Source organism: Mycobacterium basiliense (assembly GCF_900292015.1).
Lineage (GTDB): Bacteria > Actinomycetota > Actinomycetes > Mycobacteriales > Mycobacteriaceae > Mycobacterium > Mycobacterium basiliense.
Genome location: NZ_LR130759.1, coordinates 4,166,448 through 4,183,889 on the forward strand (window position 1 = coordinate 4,166,448; position 17,442 = coordinate 4,183,889).

At 66.0% G+C, this 17,442-nt stretch carries 13 protein-coding genes and 1 pseudogene; 7 read left to right on the top strand and 7 right to left on the bottom strand.

Annotated features, from left to right (window positions below; translation table 11 throughout):
- The first annotated feature begins 22 nt into the window (after window positions 1-22).
- The 3 genes and pseudogenes from MB901379_RS17540 (at window position 23) to MB901379_RS17550 (ending at window position 5,867) form a co-directional block, all read left to right on the top strand.
- A complete protein-coding gene (locus MB901379_RS17540; protein ID WP_158017780.1) occupies window positions 23-1,822 on the top strand; it encodes a serine/threonine-protein kinase in 1,800 nt (599 codons plus the stop codon).
- A gap of 109 nt (window positions 1,823-1,931) precedes the next feature.
- A pseudogene (locus MB901379_RS17545) lies at window positions 1,932-3,380 on the top strand (protein kinase domain-containing protein); the annotation flags it as partial.
- Window positions 3,381-3,500: 120 nt separating this feature from the next.
- Entirely contained in the window at window positions 3,501-5,867 is a 2,367-nt protein-coding gene (locus MB901379_RS17550; protein WP_158017782.1) for an FHA domain-containing protein, read from the top strand.
- Between the two features lie 12 nt (window positions 5,868-5,879).
- Here the strand turns inward: MB901379_RS17550 and MB901379_RS17555 are convergent, their stop codons facing one another.
- Window positions 5,880-6,128 carry a hypothetical protein gene (locus tag MB901379_RS17555; protein WP_158017783.1) on the bottom strand — a complete coding sequence of 83 codons (249 nt, stop codon included), beginning with the start codon at window positions 6,126-6,128 and terminating at the stop codon, window positions 5,880-5,882.
- Window positions 6,129-6,423: 295 nt separating this feature from the next.
- On the opposite strand from MB901379_RS17555, the gene MB901379_RS17560 reads away from it, so the two are divergent.
- Window positions 6,424-8,412: a serine/threonine-protein kinase PknH/PknJ gene (locus tag MB901379_RS17560; protein ID WP_158017784.1), complete on the top strand. Its 1,989-nt coding sequence runs from the start codon at window positions 6,424-6,426 to the stop codon at window positions 8,410-8,412.
- 11 nt (window positions 8,413-8,423) lie between these two features.
- Here MB901379_RS17560 and MB901379_RS17565 read toward each other — a convergent pair whose 3' ends face one another.
- The 3 genes from MB901379_RS17565 to MB901379_RS17575 form a co-directional block, all read right to left on the bottom strand.
- Window positions 8,424-9,011, bottom strand: coding sequence for a hypothetical protein (locus MB901379_RS17565; protein WP_158017785.1), 588 nt, complete (start codon window positions 9,009-9,011; stop codon window positions 8,424-8,426).
- Window positions 9,012-9,336: 325 nt separating this feature from the next.
- A complete protein-coding gene (locus MB901379_RS17570; protein ID WP_158019273.1) occupies window positions 9,337-10,467 on the bottom strand; it encodes an adenylate cyclase regulatory domain-containing protein in 1,131 nt (376 codons plus the stop codon).
- Between the two features lie 32 nt (window positions 10,468-10,499).
- A complete protein-coding gene (locus MB901379_RS17575; protein ID WP_158017786.1) occupies window positions 10,500-11,897 on the bottom strand; it encodes an amidase in 1,398 nt (465 codons plus the stop codon).
- A gap of 106 nt (window positions 11,898-12,003) precedes the next feature.
- Between MB901379_RS17575 and MB901379_RS17580 the strand changes: the two genes are divergently transcribed.
- Window positions 12,004-12,438, top strand: coding sequence for an HIT family protein (locus MB901379_RS17580; RefSeq protein WP_158017787.1), 435 nt, complete (start codon window positions 12,004-12,006; stop codon window positions 12,436-12,438).
- A 4-nt stretch (window positions 12,439-12,442) separates the two neighbouring features.
- On the top strand, window positions 12,443-12,895 hold the full coding sequence (locus MB901379_RS17585; protein WP_158017788.1) for a nitroreductase family deazaflavin-dependent oxidoreductase: 453 nt from the start codon (window positions 12,443-12,445) through the stop codon (window positions 12,893-12,895).
- Window positions 12,896-12,936: 41 nt separating this feature from the next.
- On the opposite strand, the gene MB901379_RS17590 is transcribed toward MB901379_RS17585, so the two are convergent.
- From MB901379_RS17590 to MB901379_RS17600, 3 genes are read right to left on the bottom strand one after another with little or no spacing between them, the layout of a single operon-like run.
- Complete coding sequence (locus MB901379_RS17590; protein WP_158017789.1) at window positions 12,937-13,980, bottom strand: LLM class flavin-dependent oxidoreductase; 1,044 nt, start codon at window positions 13,978-13,980, stop codon at window positions 12,937-12,939.
- Window positions 13,981-14,037: 57 nt separating this feature from the next.
- Window positions 14,038-15,174, bottom strand: coding sequence for an FAD-binding protein (locus MB901379_RS17595; protein ID WP_158019274.1), 1,137 nt, complete (start codon window positions 15,172-15,174; stop codon window positions 14,038-14,040).
- 2 nt (window positions 15,175-15,176) lie between these two features.
- Entirely contained in the window at window positions 15,177-16,004 is an 828-nt protein-coding gene (locus MB901379_RS17600; protein ID WP_158017790.1) for a uracil-DNA glycosylase, read from the bottom strand.
- Window positions 16,005-16,074: 70 nt separating this feature from the next.
- Between MB901379_RS17600 and MB901379_RS17605 the strand changes: the two genes are divergently transcribed.
- Window positions 16,075-17,331 carry an MFS transporter gene (locus MB901379_RS17605; RefSeq protein WP_158017791.1) on the top strand — a complete coding sequence of 419 codons (1,257 nt, stop codon included), beginning with the start codon at window positions 16,075-16,077 and terminating at the stop codon, window positions 17,329-17,331.
- Window positions 17,332-17,442: the final 111 nt, after the last annotated feature.

Here is a 17,442-nt window from a genome sequence, read left to right on the forward strand (position 1 = left end):
GTTGGGTTGAGGAGGATCGGCGATGGGCGAGGAGCCAGACTCGCGAGTGGGGTCGATGTTCGGCCCTTACCACCTCAAACGGTTGCTGGGCCGGGGCGGAATGGGCGAGGTCTACGAAGCCGAGCACACCACCAAAGAGTGGACGGTGGCGGTCAAGCTGATGACCGCCGAGTTCAGCAAGGACCCGGTGTTTCGCGAGCGGATGAAGCGCGAAGCCCGCACCGCCGGTCGTTTGCAGGAACCGCACGTCGTCCCCGTCCACGACTACGGCGAAGTCGACGGGCAAATGTTCTTGGAAATGCGCCTCGTCGAGGGTACCGACCTGGACAGCATCCTCAAGCGCTACGGCCCACTGACACCGCCGCGGGCGGTTGCCATCATCACCCAAATCGCCTCGGCCCTGGACGCCGCCCACGCCGCGGGCGTCATGCACCGCGACGTCAAACCACCCAACATCCTGCTCACCCGCGACGATTTCGCCTACCTGGTCGACTTCGGGATCGCCAGCGCCACCGGCGACGAGAAGCTCACCCAGCTGGGCACCGCCGTGGGCACGTGGAAATACATGGCCCCCGAACGTTTTTCCAACGATGAGGTCACCTACCGGGCCGACATCTACGCACTGACGTGCGTGCTGTACGAGTGCCTGACCGGGTCCCCGCCCTATCGCGCCGACAGCGCGGGCACGTTGGTCACCGCCCATTTGATGGATCCCATACCGCAAGTCAGCGCTGCTCGCGCGGGTGTGCCGAAGGCCTTCGATGCGGTGATCGCCCGCGGTATGGCCAAGAAGCCGGAGGACCGGTACGCCAGCGCAGGCGATCTGGCACGCGCCGCAACCGACGCCCTCACCGACCCCGATCAGGACCACGCCGCCGACATCCTGCGTCGCAGCACGGAATCCACGCTGCCCGGCACCTCGGCCCTCACGCCACAACCACCGACCCGTGCGGCGGCTACCCCGCCGCCGGCGTACTACGCCGACCCGGCCACTTCGGGACCGATGCCGCAAGCCACGCCGACCGGTCAGCCCGGGTGGGGTCCGGCCAGCGGACCCATCCCGGCCGCCAACCAGCCGACCCAGACCCCGCAGTACTACCAAGGCGGCGGTTGGGGCGGCACTCCCCCGGGCACACCGCCCGGGGCGCCGCCCCCACAACTAGCCGGCCCGACGCCCTGGCAGGCACCGCCGCCGCGCAAGACCAACCCGTGGCCGATCGTCGCCGGCGCCGCCGCGCTGGTGGTGGTTCTCCTCGTCGCCGGCATCGGCATCTGGTATTTGACCAGGCCCGACTCGGGCGGCAAGGCGGACACCCCCTCTACCCCGGTGACCAGCCCCAATACCAGCTCGCCGCCGCCCACAAGTTCACCACCGACCACGCCGGCCGGTGACCCCCAGTCCCGGCTGATGAGCTACCTGCCGTCCGGCTACTCCAGCGGCACCTGCACGGCGACCACCCCCAAGCCCAACAGCGTATGGACTGGTGCGGTGGCCATGCTCAACTGCGGGCAAAACACCAACCAGGGCGGCCCAAGCCGCGCCGTGTATGGCCTGTTTCCCAATCTGGCCGCGCTCAAGCAGGCCTTCAACGACGACATCGCCGCGGTGGACTTGATGAACTGCCCGGGAGAAGGCCCGTCACCCGACGGCTGGCACTACGACAGGACGCCCAACGAAACCGCCGGGATGATCGCGTGCGGCACCTACAAGAACCACCCCAACGTCATCTGGAGCAACGAGGCCAAGCTGATGCTCAGCGACGTGTTCGGAGATCCGGCCACCCTTGACGAGCTGCACACCTGGTGGGCGAAGTACGGCTGATCGGCGATCAGCTGCTGGCCACCGTCAATCCGGCTCGATCCAGACGCCCGTCGGCCGCATTCGGCGTTGATAGTGTCGGCTGGATTGCGGTTGGTTTGGAGGGTCAGCGATGAGCGAGGCGCCAGGCTCGCGGGCAGGGTCGATGTTTGGGCCCTATCGCCTGATCCGCCCACTGGGCCGCGGCGGGATGGGCGAGGTCTACGAGGCCGAACACACCGTCAAAGGATGGACGGTCGCGGTCAAGCTGATGTCGGAAATCCTCACCAGCGACCCGGTTTTTCGCGAGCGGATGAAGCGCGAAGCCCGCATCACCGGCCGATTGCAGGAACCCCACGTGGTTCCCATCCACGACTACGGCGAAATCGACGGCCAAATGTTCCTCGAGATGCGCCTCATCGAGGGCACCGACCTGGACACCATGCTCAAGCGTTTCGGCCCGCTGCCCGCGCCGCGGGCGGTCGCCATCATCACCCAGATAGCCTCGGCACTGGACGCCGCCCACGCCGACGATGTGATGCATCGCGACGTCAAACCACCCAATATCCTGATCACTCGCGACGATTTCGCCTATCTGGTCGACTTCGGGATCGCCAATGCCGCGACCGACGAAAAGCTCACCCAAATGGGCACCGCCGTCGGCACCTGGAAATACATGGCCCCCGAACGGTTTACCAACGACAACGTCACCCATCACGCCGACATCTATGCGCTCGCCTGCGTGCTCTACGAATGCTTGACGGGCAATCCGCCCTACCAATCCGATAGCGCCGGCATGTTGATCAGCGCCCACATGATCGAGCCCATCCCGCGGCCGAGCGCGGTGCGCCCGGACATACCCAAAGCCTTCGACGCGGTGATCGCCCGCGGCATGGCGAAACGGCCGGCGGACCGCTACGCCAGCACAGGTGATCTGGCGCAGGCCGCGCACCAGGCGCTGAGCGCTCCCGAGCAAAATCAGGCCGAGACCATATTGCGTCGCAGCCAGGAAGCCGCGCTCCCGGGCCACCTTGCCGAGCCACCGACTATCGAGCATGCGCGATGGCCCCGTTCGGCACCCGCCGGCGCCGGACGCCGCCCCCCACCGGGACCGATCCACAGCTCCGGGCCGATTCTCAGCTCGGGGCCGTCGGTACCGATGCGCCCACCAGCCGCGCCGGCCGGTCAGCCATCCTGGTCCCCCAGCCGTCCACCCTTTCCCCCAGCTGTTCCGAAGCCACCGCAACGCCCCGCGCCATCGCCCTGGGGCGGCGTCGCCCCCCGGTCCCCCGGCGCGCCGCTGCCGCAGCCGTTCGCCAGCGACCCAGCCTGGAACCGGGGCCGGCCGCCGGTCCCGCCGCGCCCCCGCAATCCCTGGGCGATTGTCTCCGCCATAGCCGTAGCAATCCTGCTGCTGATCCTCATCGCCATCGGCCTCTGGGCAGCCACCAAGGATGACGACAACGCGCGGGCGACCGGGCAACAACGCGCGACAACCGGCACCGGCGAAACCACGATCGCCGGTGCGTGCGCTGCCGCCACGACGTCCTGGCCGCCCGCAGTCCGGGCCCGCTTGAACGGCACCGACATGCCAGCAGCCAACGGCTACACCGGACCCGACGACAAGGCATTAACAATGACGTTCGGCGTCGTGGTGAAGTGACAGTTCGGGCAAGCCAAGCAGACGCACCGGAGGCGATGCATGCAAGACAGGGTCGATGGGGTCACCGCGAATCCACCCCGGTTGGAGCTACGCACCGGCGGGCGAACGTGGCATGCCACCCCGAACCGCGTCTGGACCATCGGTCGCGCCACCGAAGCCGATGTCCGCGTGGAAAACCCGAGGGTGTCACGACACCACGCCGAGCTACAACCAACGTCCAACGGCTGGCTGCTGATCAACCGCAGCCGCAACGGGACGTTCATCAACGGCCAGCGGATTGAGCGGGTCACGATCTACCAACCCGTCACCGTGCTGTTGGGTTCTGCGTCCTCCGGACAGGCGATAGAGCTACGCCCCGCCCTCCAACCGGTCGCCGCCGCGGCGCCGCATGCCGACGACCACCTCCGGGCACCGACCGAGACGACAGTTGTCCGCCCACCAACCACCGTGCACGCCATCGATCAGTTGATCGTCACGATCGGCCGCGGAGCCGACAACAACATCGTCCTCAACGACCTGCTGGTCTCACGCCGCCACGCCGTTTTGCGACGCTCCGGTAATCAGTGGGAACTCGTCGACAACAACAGCGCCAACGGCACCTACGTCAACGGCAATCGCATCAAGCGTGCCCTCATCGGCCCTCACGACGTGGTCGGCATTGGACACCAACTCTTGCACTTGTCCGACGATCGCCTCGTGGAGTACGTCGACACCGGCGACGTCTCCTATGAGGCATCCAACCTGCGGGTGGTGACCAAGAAGGGCCGCGTGTTACTCGCCGACGTCAGCTTTGTGCTGCCCCAGCGCAGCCTGTTGGCGGTAGTAGGACCCAGCGGCGCCGGCAAATCGACGCTGCTGGGTGCGTTGACCGGATTCAGCCCGGCCGGCAGCGGCACGGTGCGATATGACGAACGCGACCTCTACGACAACTACGCCGAGTTGCGCCACCGGATCGGGTTCGTGCCCCAGGACGACATCCTGCATACCCCGTTGACCGTCCGGCGTGCGCTGAACTATGCGGCGCGACTCAGATTTCCCCAGGACGTCTCCGCCGCCGAGCGCAGGCAGCGTATCGAAGAGGTGCTGGCCGAACTCGGGCTTGCCACTCAGGCCGATCAACGCATCGACAGCCTGTCGGGCGGCCAGCGCAAGCGCACCAGCGTCGCGTTGGAACTCCTGACCAAGCCGTCGCTGCTGTTTCTCGACGAACCCACCTCCGGGCTTGACCCGGGCTATGAGAAATCGGTGATGCAGACCCTGCGCTCGCTGGCCGATGACGGTCGTTCGGTGGTGGTGGTGACCCACAACATCGCCCACCTGAACATGTGCGACCGGCTGCTCATCCTGGCACCCGGCGGTCGCCTGGCCTACTTCGGCCCGCCGCAGCAGGCGCTGAGTTACTTCAACTGCACCGACTTCGCCGACTTGTTCACCCTGCTCGAACACGACAGGGCCACCGACTGGACGACCCGATTCAACACCTCACCGCTGCGCGCGGCGTTCACCCCGCGTCCGGCGCAGCGGCCACTGCACCCGATCAAGCCCGCCACCAAGCCGGTTGCGCAACAAAGCGCACTCGCCCAATTCGCGATCCTGTGCCGTCGGTATCTGGCCGTCATCGCCGCCGACCGGCAGTACTCGGTGTTCTTGTTGGTTCTGCCGTTGCTGTTGAGCCTGTTCGCCCATGCGGTTCCAGGCAAGGCCGGGTTGTCGTTGGCCAAGGCGATCGAGCTGAGGTCCACCCAGCCCTCCCAATTGCTGGTACTGCTGATCATCGGCGGTGCGCTCATGGGCTGCGCTGCCTCGATCCGGGAGATCGTCAAGGAGCAGGCAATATATCGCCGCGAACACGCTATCGGTCTCTCCGGCGGCGCCTATCTGGCCTCCAAGTTGGTGGTTCTCACCGCGTTGACCACCGTGCAGGGCTTAATTCTGGGTTTTCTGGGACCGGCGTTTTTGCCTCCACCCGATCAATCCATCGTGCTGCCCTGGCCGTCACTGGAAGTTGCCGTCGCCGTCGTGGCCGTCACCGTGGTTTCGATGATGATCGGCTTGCTCATTTCGGCGATGATCGGCAATGCCGATCGGGGCATGCCGCTGTTGGTGCTGGTGGTCATGGCCGAACTGGTGCTGTGCGGCGGCATGTTCGGGGTGCGCGGGCGTCCCCCGCTCGAGCAGTTGGCATGGCTGTCCCCGTCGCGGTGGGCGTACGCGATGGCAGCGTCGACGGTCGACCTCAACGATCTGCGCCGCACCGCGGGCGGGGACCAGGATCCGATGTGGGACTACCAGGTCAGCAGCTGGTTGATAGCGGCGGGGGCGTGTGTTGTGCAAGCGATCGTGCTGGTAGTGCTGATCGCGATGCGGCTGCGCCAATTCGACCCGCAACGCAAGACCCGGCGATGAACGCGGCTGCCTTCAAGCGTGCTTGATCACGAACGGAACCCCACTGACGGCCAGCGAAGCGCACGAGAGCTGAACCGACAGTAACCGGTAGCCGATGTTATAGACGACGTACCACCAGGCCCGCTTGGCGGCGCGATGCCACGGTATCGGCAACATCGCCGCGCCACCGAACCACGCGGTCACCAGGAACCGGACGAGAACCCGACGAGATGGTGTGCGGTGCCGTCGAGCTGGGACCGCGACCGGGCCGATACCTCTCATCTGCCTCTCCTGTCGTTGCCTGGCTTCCCTATTGCCGGCAATGCCCACCGTCGATTTCGGCGTCTGCGGAAAGCTTCCGCCTGTGTGCTGGCCGCATGCTTGACGGTTCCTTGACGGAATCCCTAGCCGTGGTTGGACCATCGGCGCCGCGGGTGCGATGCGGTCGGTTTTCGTGCACCGTCGGTGGTGGCGGCCTACCGTCGTGATTGCCACGCTCCGCCGTCGTAGCTGGCGCGCCTGCCGGAAGGATGTTGATAGTGTCGGCGGCATTGCGGGTTGACCGGGAGGATCAACGATGAGCGACGCGCAGGGCTCGCGGGTGGGGTCGACGTTCGGGCCCTACCGTCTGACACGATTGCTTGGCCGTGGCGGAATGGGCGAGGTCTACGAGGCCGAACACACCGTCAAAGAGTGGACGGTCGCGGTCAAGCTAATGTCAGAAAACTTCAGCAAGGACCCGGTTTTTCGCGAGCGGATGAAGCGCGAAGCCCGCATCACCGGCCGATTGCAGGAACCCCACGTGGTCCCCATCCACGACTACGGCGAAATCGACGGCCAAATGTTCCTCGAGATGCGCCTGATCGAGGGCACCGATCTCGACAGCCTGCTCAAACGTTTCGGTCCACTGACCCCGCCGCGGGCGGTCGCCATCATCACCCAGATCGCCTCGGCGCTGGACGCCGCTCACGCGGCCGGGGTGATGCACCGCGACGTTAAGCCGCAAAACATCCTGGTCACCCGGGAGGATTTCGCCTACCTGGTCGACTTCGGGATCGCCAGCGCCACCACCGACGAAAAGCTGACCCAGTTGGGCACCGCGGTAGGCACCTGGAAATACATGGCGCCCGAGCGCTTCTCCAATGACGAGGTCACCTACCGAGCTGACATTTATGCATTGGCCTGCGTGCTGCACGAGTGTCTGACCGGGAGCCCGCCCTATCGCGCCGACAGCGCCAGCATGCTGGTCACCGCGCACATGATGGACCCCATCCCACAACCCAGCACCGCGCGGGCGGGTATCCCCAAGGCTTTCGACGCGGTCATCGCTCGCGGGATGGCCAAGAAACCCGACGAACGCTATGCCAGCGCGGGTGACCTGGCCCTGGCGGCCCATGAAGCGCTCAGCAATCCCGACCAGGATCACGCCGCAAACATCCTGCGCCGCAGCCAGGAGGCCACCCTGCCCGGCCCACAGCAACCGGCGGTCCCGCCTACCATGCCGGCCACCGCCGCCGCCCCACCGCCCGCGCGCCCCATTACCCCGCCACGGCCCGCGCCAGTGCCGCAACAACCGCCGCACTACCCGACTCCGGCTGGTGCGGGTGGCGCATCGGGGCCGTCGGGCCCGTCAGCGGTATCGGGTCCGTCGCGAGATGCCGGGCCTTCCGGACCCATACCCCGGCAGAGCCCGACGGGCCAGCCCCCGTGGGTGCAATCGAGCGGCCCAATCCCCGCAAGCCAGCCCACCCCTACCCCGGGCTATTACCAGGGCAATAGTTGGAGCGGCGCGCCACCGAGCACACCGCCGCCGCAACAACCCCCCGGCCCACCCGCTTGGAATCAAGGGCTGCCGCCCTCGGCGCCACGCAACCGCAACGTGTGGCCGATCGTGGCGGCCGTCGCCATCGTGCTCGTTCTCATCGTCGGCGGCGTGGGCATCTGGATCGTCACCCGCCCCAAGCCCTCGCCACCCCCGAAGCCCATTGCCGAGGACCAGCTCAGCTCCCTGTTGCTAAGCGCATCAGAGGTCAACTCCGTGATGGGTGCGTCGAACATCCAGCCCGGCAAGCCCATCACCTCCATGGACGCGTCGCCGGTAACGCTGTCGCTGCCCGAATGCCAGGCGGCGTTGTACACCACCCAAGACCCGGTGTACTCGGGCACGGGCTACACGGCGATCAGCGGTCTGGTGGCGTCGGAACCCGGTGATAACAACGACCACTGGGTCAACCAGGCCGTGGTCAGCTATCCGTCTGCCGACAAGGCGCACGCGTTCGTACAGACGGTTGAGAACAAGTGGAAGGCCTGCGCGGGCAAAACAGTCACAGTCACCAACAAGGGCAAGACATACAGGTGGTCGTTCGCGCAGATTGTCGGCGGCCCGCCGCGGATCACCATGTTGGAAACCCAGGAAGGCGCCGACGGATGGGAGTGCGAGCACGCGGTGAACGTGGCAAACAACGTGGTCGCCGACGTCAACGCGTGCGGTTTCCACATCACCGATCAAGGTGGCCAGATCGCCGACCGGATCGTGGACAACATCAATAAGGCGACAAAGTACTAGCCCTTGAGGTACTAGGCGTTCAGGTCGGGCCCCTCCGCGCGCAGGTCATCCACCGTGGACATGGCGGCGCGCAGTTTTGCCAGCCACTCCTCGGTGTGCTGACCAACCAGCTTGACCGACCATGCGAGGGCGTCTGAGCGGGAACGCGCGACGCCGGCATCCACCAGGGTGTCAAGCACCTGGCGTTCCGGTTGCTTCAACCGCGTCATCACTGGAACCGCTATGTGCGTGAACAAAATACGCTCCATGCCAGCATCGGAGGCAAACTCGACGCCCCAGGACACCTTGCGCCCATAGCGATCCTGCGCTTCGTCGGCGATGTTCATTCGTTCGGGCCGGGTTTCCTCCCGAAATCGCGACACCCGCCCTTGGGAGCGGGCCGAAGTCGCCTCCGGTCCGGCATTCTCCGCGCCCGGCAGCTTGCCGACCACGGTGATTTCCTCGCGGTCGACGACGACCGTGGGGTCCCCGTCGAACCAATCCGCCGGAAGACGTCCGGCAAACCATTCGGCCGCGTCGCTGGCATCGGGTTGCTGGGCTTGCTGCCAGCCCCCGGAATGCCCATACCGACGCCCGTGCAGGTGATGATGCGCTTTCATAATTACATGATTACATGCTTACACCGTTAAGGATAGGTCGTTCACCGGCAGCGAACGACGAAACGTTTGCCGGTCCGCCCGGAAAGTTTGCGCCCGGTGCTGGAAAACCATTGCTATCTGCTAATTCGAAGTTGTATTTTTGATGGCGAAGCAGGCCCGGAAAAAGACCGAACTCAAGTGCCGGAACATGGGGTGGAATCCGGCCGCGTAGGACCCGCGTACGACGGAGCCCATACGCCCCCGAGAGTCGCTCCGGGCCTGCCCATATGTGCTCCGGAATTCTGTGTCGGCGGTGCGCGCGTTCCCGGCGCTACCGATTACTCGTCTAACTTCGGCGGACCCGAAACAGCTTGGCGTCATTCTTGATGCCCTTCAGGCGCCGGGCACCGGCGAAGGAACACTCGAATGCGGCGCCTGCGACCGTCTCGTCGAGGGCCGCTCGCACCGAATCCGTCACCAACACCGCGCCAGGTCTGGCCACCCCGGTAACCCGGCTAGCCGCGTTCACCGGACTACCGAACCAGTCGCCGGCTCGGCTTACCGCCATGCCGGAGGCAACACCGGCTCGAAGCCTGGGAAAGGAATCGTCGGTGTCCACGGTCTCTACCAGCTTCAGGACCGTATCCAGCAGGGGCGCCGGATCCGGACAGACCAGCATCACCGCATCACCGATCGTCTTGATGAAGCGCACCGGCGGCACCGTCAGGTCCCGAGCCAGGTCCGCCAGCCGTCCCGCAAGATGCCCCAACTCCTCGGCCGATACCACCTCACCCAGCTTGGTGAAGCCGACGAGATCGGCAAAAGCAACCGTGACCCGGCGGGCGCCGGGCAAGGGCTTGCCGGCGGCTCGCTCCCCGGCGTTGACGGCCTCGGTTTCCATCATGTGGCGCAAGTGCATGAACAACATTTCTTGGATCATCGGACCGAGCATCGGAGCGATCTTGCCAACCAACAGCTTCGAGGCCTGCGCGATCTGTAGCTCCGAGACTCCCGGCCGCATGATCGCCGACAGCGCCGCGTACCGCATCACCTCGGCAGCGTGTGACAAACCCTCGGCGAGCACCCGCACTACCAGCACGATCTGATCGGGATCCAGCCCCAGCTCGACAAACCGCTGTGCGTACGCGGCGGCCTCGCCGTCGGCGCGCATGTGGACAGCGGCATCCGGGTCATCCACTCTGGCCAAACCGACGGCCCGCTGTACCCGTTGCAGCAACTCCAGGTCAATGCCGTACGTTTCACTGATCGCGCGGGTGGATATGTAGGTGCCGTCATCACCGATCAGATGGCGGCTGGCCAGCAGCAGGGGCGGGTTGGTCGCCCGGATTTCGGCTAGGCTGACGCCCTGCTCGAGCAACCACTCGATGAGCTCAGCGCGTTCCGTGCGCGCGGCGCCCTCGAGCCCCTCGAGTAGATCGTCGACATTTGGCTCATCCGGCTCGGGCACCCGCTTCACCCTGTCCTCCACGACGCCAACGTAATCCCCGTTCAGGACACGGGTGGTCGCCGGTGGGCCCACGGCCTGGCGGCCTCGATCTGCGCGCTCAGCGACAACAGCGTCGCCTCGTCGTACGGCCGGCCGACCAGTTGCACCGACATCGGCATGGCGTGGCCATCGAAATCCCACGGCACCACGGCGGCGGGCTGTCCGGTCAGATTCCACACCTGGAAGAACGGGACCCGCTGCCCAACCAGCAGCAGCGTGGATATCGCACCACGGCGCTGATAGGCACCAATCCGGGACGGACCGGTCGCGGTGCCAGGCGTGACCAGCACGTCGACCTCGTCAAAGATCGACTGGATCCGCTTGCTCAACCCGACCTCGGCGGCGCGCAGGGCCGCCATCCGGCGGTCGGAGAAAAACGAACCCATCCGAGCGATGCCACGGGTGCGTGCTTCGAGGCGTTCGGGGTGGGCCAGCGCGTCCGCGTCGTCACTGATGCCCCGTAGATAGCGGGGCAGATAGTTGGCGTAGAGGGAGACCGGATATTCGGGGTCGCGAAGTATGACGTCGTGGCCAAGGTCGCGCAACAACGCACCCGCCTGTTCGACCGCGGCCAGCTCGGCCGCGCCCACCCGGACCGGAAATGGCGTCGGATTTCTGGTGCTCAACGCTATTCGCAGGCGGCGGGGCTCATGCGCGGCGGCGTCGACGAACCCGCCCGCAGAACCGCCGCCCGGCCCCTCCCCCGCTGTTGCATCCAAAAGCAGCGCAGCATCCATCACCGACCGGGCGATCGGGCCGTTGACGCTCAGACCGTGCCACGCGTCGTCGTGTGGCTCCAACGAGATCCGAGCGCGTTGCGGCTTCAGCCCGAATAGGCCACACCAGGTCGACGGAATGCGAATCGACCCGCCACCGTCGGATCCGAACGCCGCCGGGGCCAATCCCGCGGCAACTGCGGCGGCACTGCCACCGCTGCTGCCGCCCGGAGTGCGCGACGGGTTCCATGGGTTGCGGGTCGCACCAAAGGTCAGCGACTCGGTGTAGGGCATCATCATCAGCTCGGGCGTATTGGTTTTGCCGATGATGACAGCGCCCGCCGTGCGCAGCCGGCGGACCAATTCCGCATCGGAGCTCGCGGCGGGGCCATGCCCACCGCTGCCGTACGTCGTCACCTCGCCGGCGACGTCGACATCGTCCTTGATAGCGATCGGTACGCCGAGTAACGGCAATCGCTCGCCTGCATCCAGGCGTTGTTGGGCGATCGCGGCCTCCTCGCGGGCGCTGTCGTACCGCACCACCCGGTAGGCTCGCAGTTCGCTGTCCAGCCGCTCGATTCGTTCCAGATAGACCTCGAGGAGCACCGGAACGGACAGTTCGCCGTCGGCCAACATACGCGCCTGCGCGGCCGCGCCGGCGAAGGCGAGATCGCTATGGTCCACTGCCGCAGCGTATCCGGCTCCGCCAGGCGCGATCAGCCGGTCCCCCGACCGTCGCCCCTGGCCGCTGGGCACCAGCGCCGATCACCCAGAGCAGTAACGTGGCCCCATGTCCTGTGTGTTCTGCGCGATCGTGGCCGGGGACGCCCCGGCCGTTCGGATCTACGAAGACGACCACTACCTGGCCATCCTCGACATCCGCCCGTTCACCCACGGCCATACGCTGGTGCTGCCCAAACAGCACACCGTGGACCTCACCGACACTCCGCCGCAGACATTGGCCGACATGGTCACCATCGGTCAGCGGATCGCAAAGGCCGCCCGGACGACCAAGTTGGCCGACGCGACCAACATCGCCGTCAACGACGGTAGCGCCGCGTTCCAGACCGTATTTCACATCCACCTGCACGTGATACCGCGGCGCACCGGTGACAAGCTGACGCTGGCTGTGGGAATGCTGCTGCGCCGCGACGCGGACCGCGAAGCCACCGGACAGATTCTGCGGGAGGCGTTGGCCCGCATCGATGCCAATCAGTCAGACTGACCGCATGGGCAATCTCAATTTGTTCGAGCAATACGTGGGCGTGCCGATCTTGCGCCTGCACGACAAGATCTACCAGAAGACCAACGGCCGAATCGGACACCGGATACCCGGTGTGCCGCCCAGCCTGCTGTTACACACGGTTGGCGCCAAGACCGGGCAGCAGCGCACCACGTCGCTAACATACGCGCGTGACGGCGACTCGTATCTGATCGTCGCGTCCAACGGCGGTGACGAGCGCTACCCGGGCTGGTACCACAATCTGCGCAAGCGTCCGGAATGCGAAATCAACGTCGGTCCCCAACGATTCCCGGTAACCGCACGACGGGTCACCCCGGATGATTCGGACTACCCGCGGATGTGGCAGTTGGTGAACAAGAACAACGCGAACCGCTACACCAACTACCAGAGTCGGACCTCACGGCCCATCCCCATCTTTGCGCTGACACCGGCGCCATAAGCCCACCCTGCCCCACAGGCGAAGCGCGCCGGCGTTGGAGACTACAACAACTCCTTGGCCAACAGCTCCAGCGTGGCCACCCGGGCGGGCGCGGTAGCCGGATCGGTGCCGCGATGCGCCGACGCCACCGGGTGCACCATGACCTCGTCCACGCCGAACCGCTCGCCAAGCGCGCGCACTTGCTCGGCCGCCTCCTGCGGTGAACCGACCACGGCCCGCTGCAACCCGGCCGCCACGATGCGCTGCTGCTCGGCAGTGAGCTGCTCCCGCTGGGCGTCTTCTACCAGCTGCACCGGCCCCAGCGGCTGGCCCGTCCGCAGTCGGGCCATCATCTGCAGGTTGGGCAATATCAATGCCGTTGCCTCGTCTGGTGTTTCGGCCACCGCGGCATTGACGGTCAAAAACGTCACCGGCTCGGCGGCTAGGCCACTGGGCACGAACCGGGATCGGTACAAGTCGAGCGCCTCTTCGGTCCCCCTGCCGGAGAAGTGATGGGCGAACACGTACGGCAACCCTTTGGCGGCGGCCAGCTGCGCCGAGTACATCGACGAACCCAAGAGCCACAGCCGCGGTTCGGTGATCGCAGCCGGAGTGGCCTTGAGGATGTAGTCACCCGAGCGCAGGGGTACCCGAACGCCCCGCGCACTCATCAGCGCGACCACATCGTCCAGATAATCGGGGAAATTTTCGATATCGCGGTCCTGCTCAGCCGCCGGGCGGCCGCCGCGCAGGGCATACGAGGCGACCGGATCCGATCCGGGCGCGCGACCGATACCCAGATCGATGCGGCCGGGCGCGGCCGCTTCCAACAATGCGAACTGCTCGGCCACCGCCAGGGGTGCGTGGTTGGGCAACATGACACCGCCCGAGCCCAGCCGCAATTGCGAGGTTTGCGCGGCCAGATAGGCGATCAACACCGGCGGGCTGGTGGCTCCCACCGATGGCATGTTGTGGTGTTCGGCAACCCAGTACCGCGTATAGCCCAGGTCGTCGGCCGTTCGCGCCAGCAGCACGGTGGCCGCCAGCGCATCCCTGGTCGACTGATCGGTGCGTACCGGGACGAGATCGAGGACGGAGAGACGCACGATGGCGTCAACGCCTGCGGCCGTGCGTTGCTTCCCGGCCCCGCATCATCGTTTGCGCTAGTCCTCGAACCCGATGCCGTAGTCGTCGAGCGTGATGGAGTGCACGATGCGCTCGAATTCCTCCTCGGGTATTGGCTCGCCACCCGGGATGTTGTCGCTGACCAGCCATTGGTTGCGCTCGACGAATCCGCTGAACTCGGCGTGGTAGTTGGCGAAGCCACGCTCGTAGTCTTTGCCCGCGGCGGCCAGCTCACCGGCCAGAACGTAGGCACCCAGCAAGGCGACGCTGGTCCCTTGGCCGGAGAGCGGTGAGCAACAGTACGCCGCGTCGCCGACCAACGCCACCCTGCCCTTGGCCCAACCATCCATCACGATCTGGGCCATTTCATCGAAGTAGAAATCCGGTGCGCTGCGCATATAGTGCAGCAACTGCGCACGTACCCAGCCGTCCTCGATCATCCGCCGTTCCAGCTCGGCGAACTGCGCCTCGGTGTCGCGATAGTCGATCTCCAACTCGGTGTCCATGAAGGCCAACGCCGCGCGGGCTTCCGAGTTGTCCCGTGCACTGTAGACACCGGCCATCGTCGAATCGCCGTAGTGCCACTTTTGCCAGTAATCCAATTCCAGGAAATTGGGCACGGTGAAGATCGCCGAGTAGGTGCCCAACCGCTTGATGAACTGCTCCTCGGGACCGAAGACCTTCCTGCGCACATTCGAATGCAGACCATCGGCGCCGACGACGAAGTCAAACTTGCGGGCACCGGCTCGAACGAAGGTCACCTCAACCGAACTGCCGTCGTCTTGCAACGCCGCAACGCTGTCGTCGAATAGAAATTCGGTCGTGGATTCGATTGCCCCGTACAGCAATTCGATGAGGTCATCGCGCAGGAGCTCGATATTCGGGTTATCGATGCGACCTCCGGTCGGGGTGGACTCGGTGTCTCGGGACAGTTCGTTGCCGTCGCGATCAACGACGGACGCGCCGCGAATACCGGTCTTGCGTTCCTCGGCCGCCGCCAATATGCCCATCCGATCCAGCACGGTCAGCGCCGGTCCGCGGACGTCGATCGCCTGGCCGCCGGGTCGCAAACCTGGGTGACGCTCTACCACGGTGACCGAATAGCCGTGTCGGCCCAACCAATACGCCGCCGCCAAGCCGGCCACGCTGGCGCCGGAGACCAGAACCTTCTGCACTGTCACTCGATTCCTGCCAACTTCTTGGCATCGCGGAACACTTCGTCAAGCATCGCCGGAGTCAACCTACCGGTGAACATGTTCTGTTGGCTCGGGTGGTAGCAGCCCAGCAACTGCACGCCCGGCACCAGCTCGGCGACGACGCGGTGGCCGAAGCGGGGCTTTGGTTTGATGGTTGACGCCGTCACCCGCAGCGCCGCTTGCCAGGCGAACCCGCCCAGCGCAACGATCACTCGGACGTCGTCGGAAACCAGCCGCCATTCGGCCTCCAGCCAGGGCGAGCACGTCGTCCGCTCGCCCGGCGTCGGGGCGTTGGCCGGCGGCGCGCACCGCACGGGTGCGACGATGCGAATTTGATTCGCCCGCAAGCCGTCCGCGGCGTCAACACTGCTCGATTGGTTCACCAGCCCGGCCCGGTGCAGCGCGGCATACAACTGATCACCGGACCGGTCGCCGGTGAACATCCGCCCAGTGCGGTTGGCGCCGTGCGCTGCGGGCGCCAAACCGACGATCAATAGCCACGGCCGCTCGGATCCCCAACCCGGTACGGGACGCCCCCAGTACGGCTGGTCGGCAAAAGCACGCCGTTTGCTCAGGGCGACATCTTCCCGCCAAGTCACCAGTCGGGGGCAGGCCCGGCACATGCTGATGGCCGCGTCGAGCTCGCGAATCGAGTGTGCCGTATGGGCGAGCGCAGCGGCCTGTGCGGGATCCGCCGCGGCCGCGGTCTGCGGTGTTGCCGGGTCTCCCGGCCATCCGGTGCCGGCGGGGACCGGCGAATCGAATACCTGGCCGGTATTGGGATGCATGAACACACCAACATCCTGCATTCAGTCGGCGGCAGCCGCGAAAATCGGTGGTTCCAAATCCGCTTTGCCGCTAGATTCAGCCGCGATATTTATGAACGGCAACAGCGGCCGGGCTCCGGCGTTCCTTCTGCTTTTCGCCACCTTGATGGCGTGTGCGGGTGACGGCATTTCCATCGTGGCATTCCCGTGGCTGGTGTTGCAGCGCGAGGGCAGCGCTGGACAGGCGTCCATCGTGGCCGGTGCTACTACGCTGCCGCTGTTGTTCTCCACTTTGGTGGCCGGTACCGCGGTCGACTACTTCGGGCGCCGCCGCGTTTCCATGGTTGCCGACGCCCTGTCAGGGACGGCGGTGGCCGCCGTTCCGTTGGTGGCTTGGACGTTCGGCGCCGACGCGGTCAACGTGGTGGTACTGGCCGCGCTCGGCGCGCTCGCGGCAACCTTCGACCCGGCCGGCATAACGGCTCGCCAGTCGATGCTGCCGGAGGCCGCCGCCCGGGCGGGCTGGTCGCTGGACCGCGTCAACGGCATCTACGAGGCGATTCTGAACCTCGGCTTCGTCGTGGGTCCCGGTATTGGCGGCATGATGATCGCCACCGTCGGTGGCATTACCACGATGTGGATCACCGCCGGGGCCTTCGGGTTGTCCATCCTGGCGATCGCCGCGTTGCAGCTCGATGGCGCGGGGAAACCACACCACGCGACCCGGCCCGAGGGGCTGGTGTCCGGAGTCACCGAAGGGTTGCGATTCGTGTGGAGCTTGCGGGTGCTGCGCACGCTGGCCCTGATCGACCTGTCCGTCACGGCACTGTACCTGCCGATGGAGAGCGTGTTGTTCCCCAAGTTCTTCGCCGACCGGGACCAACCCGCTCAGCTGGGCTCGGTGTTGATGGCGTTGTCCGTTGGCGGACTGGTGGGCGCGCTCGGTTACGCGACGCTGTCGAATTATGTGGCCCGTCGCACCATCATGCTGATCGCGGTGCTCACATTGGGCGGTGCGACGGCGGTTATCGCAGTGCTGCCCCCGCTACCGGTAATCTTGGTGTGCTGCGCGCTGATCGGACTGGTCTACGGACCTATCCAGCCGATCTACAACTACGTGATGCAGACCCGTGCGCCCCATCATCTGCGTGGTCGAGTCGTCGGCGTGATGACCTCGGTGGCCTTTGCCGCCGGACCGTTGGGCTTGTTGCTGGCGGGCCCGTTGGCCGACGCGGCCGGACTGAAGGTGGCGTTCTTCGCACTGGCGCTGCCGATTCTGGTCACCGGGCTGATCTGCATCCGGCTGCCGTCGCTGCGCGAACTCGACGTTGCGCCGGAGCCGGATGCCAGTGAACGTTCGCCACTGTGACAACTCGCTCGTGCTCGGCGGTGGGCGGGCCGCCGTCCGTGAGCACGGCCCGCCGCAAATCGGCCCTAGCGCACGGGCCAAGACGGCTCGGCGGCAAAACCGGCCACGGCC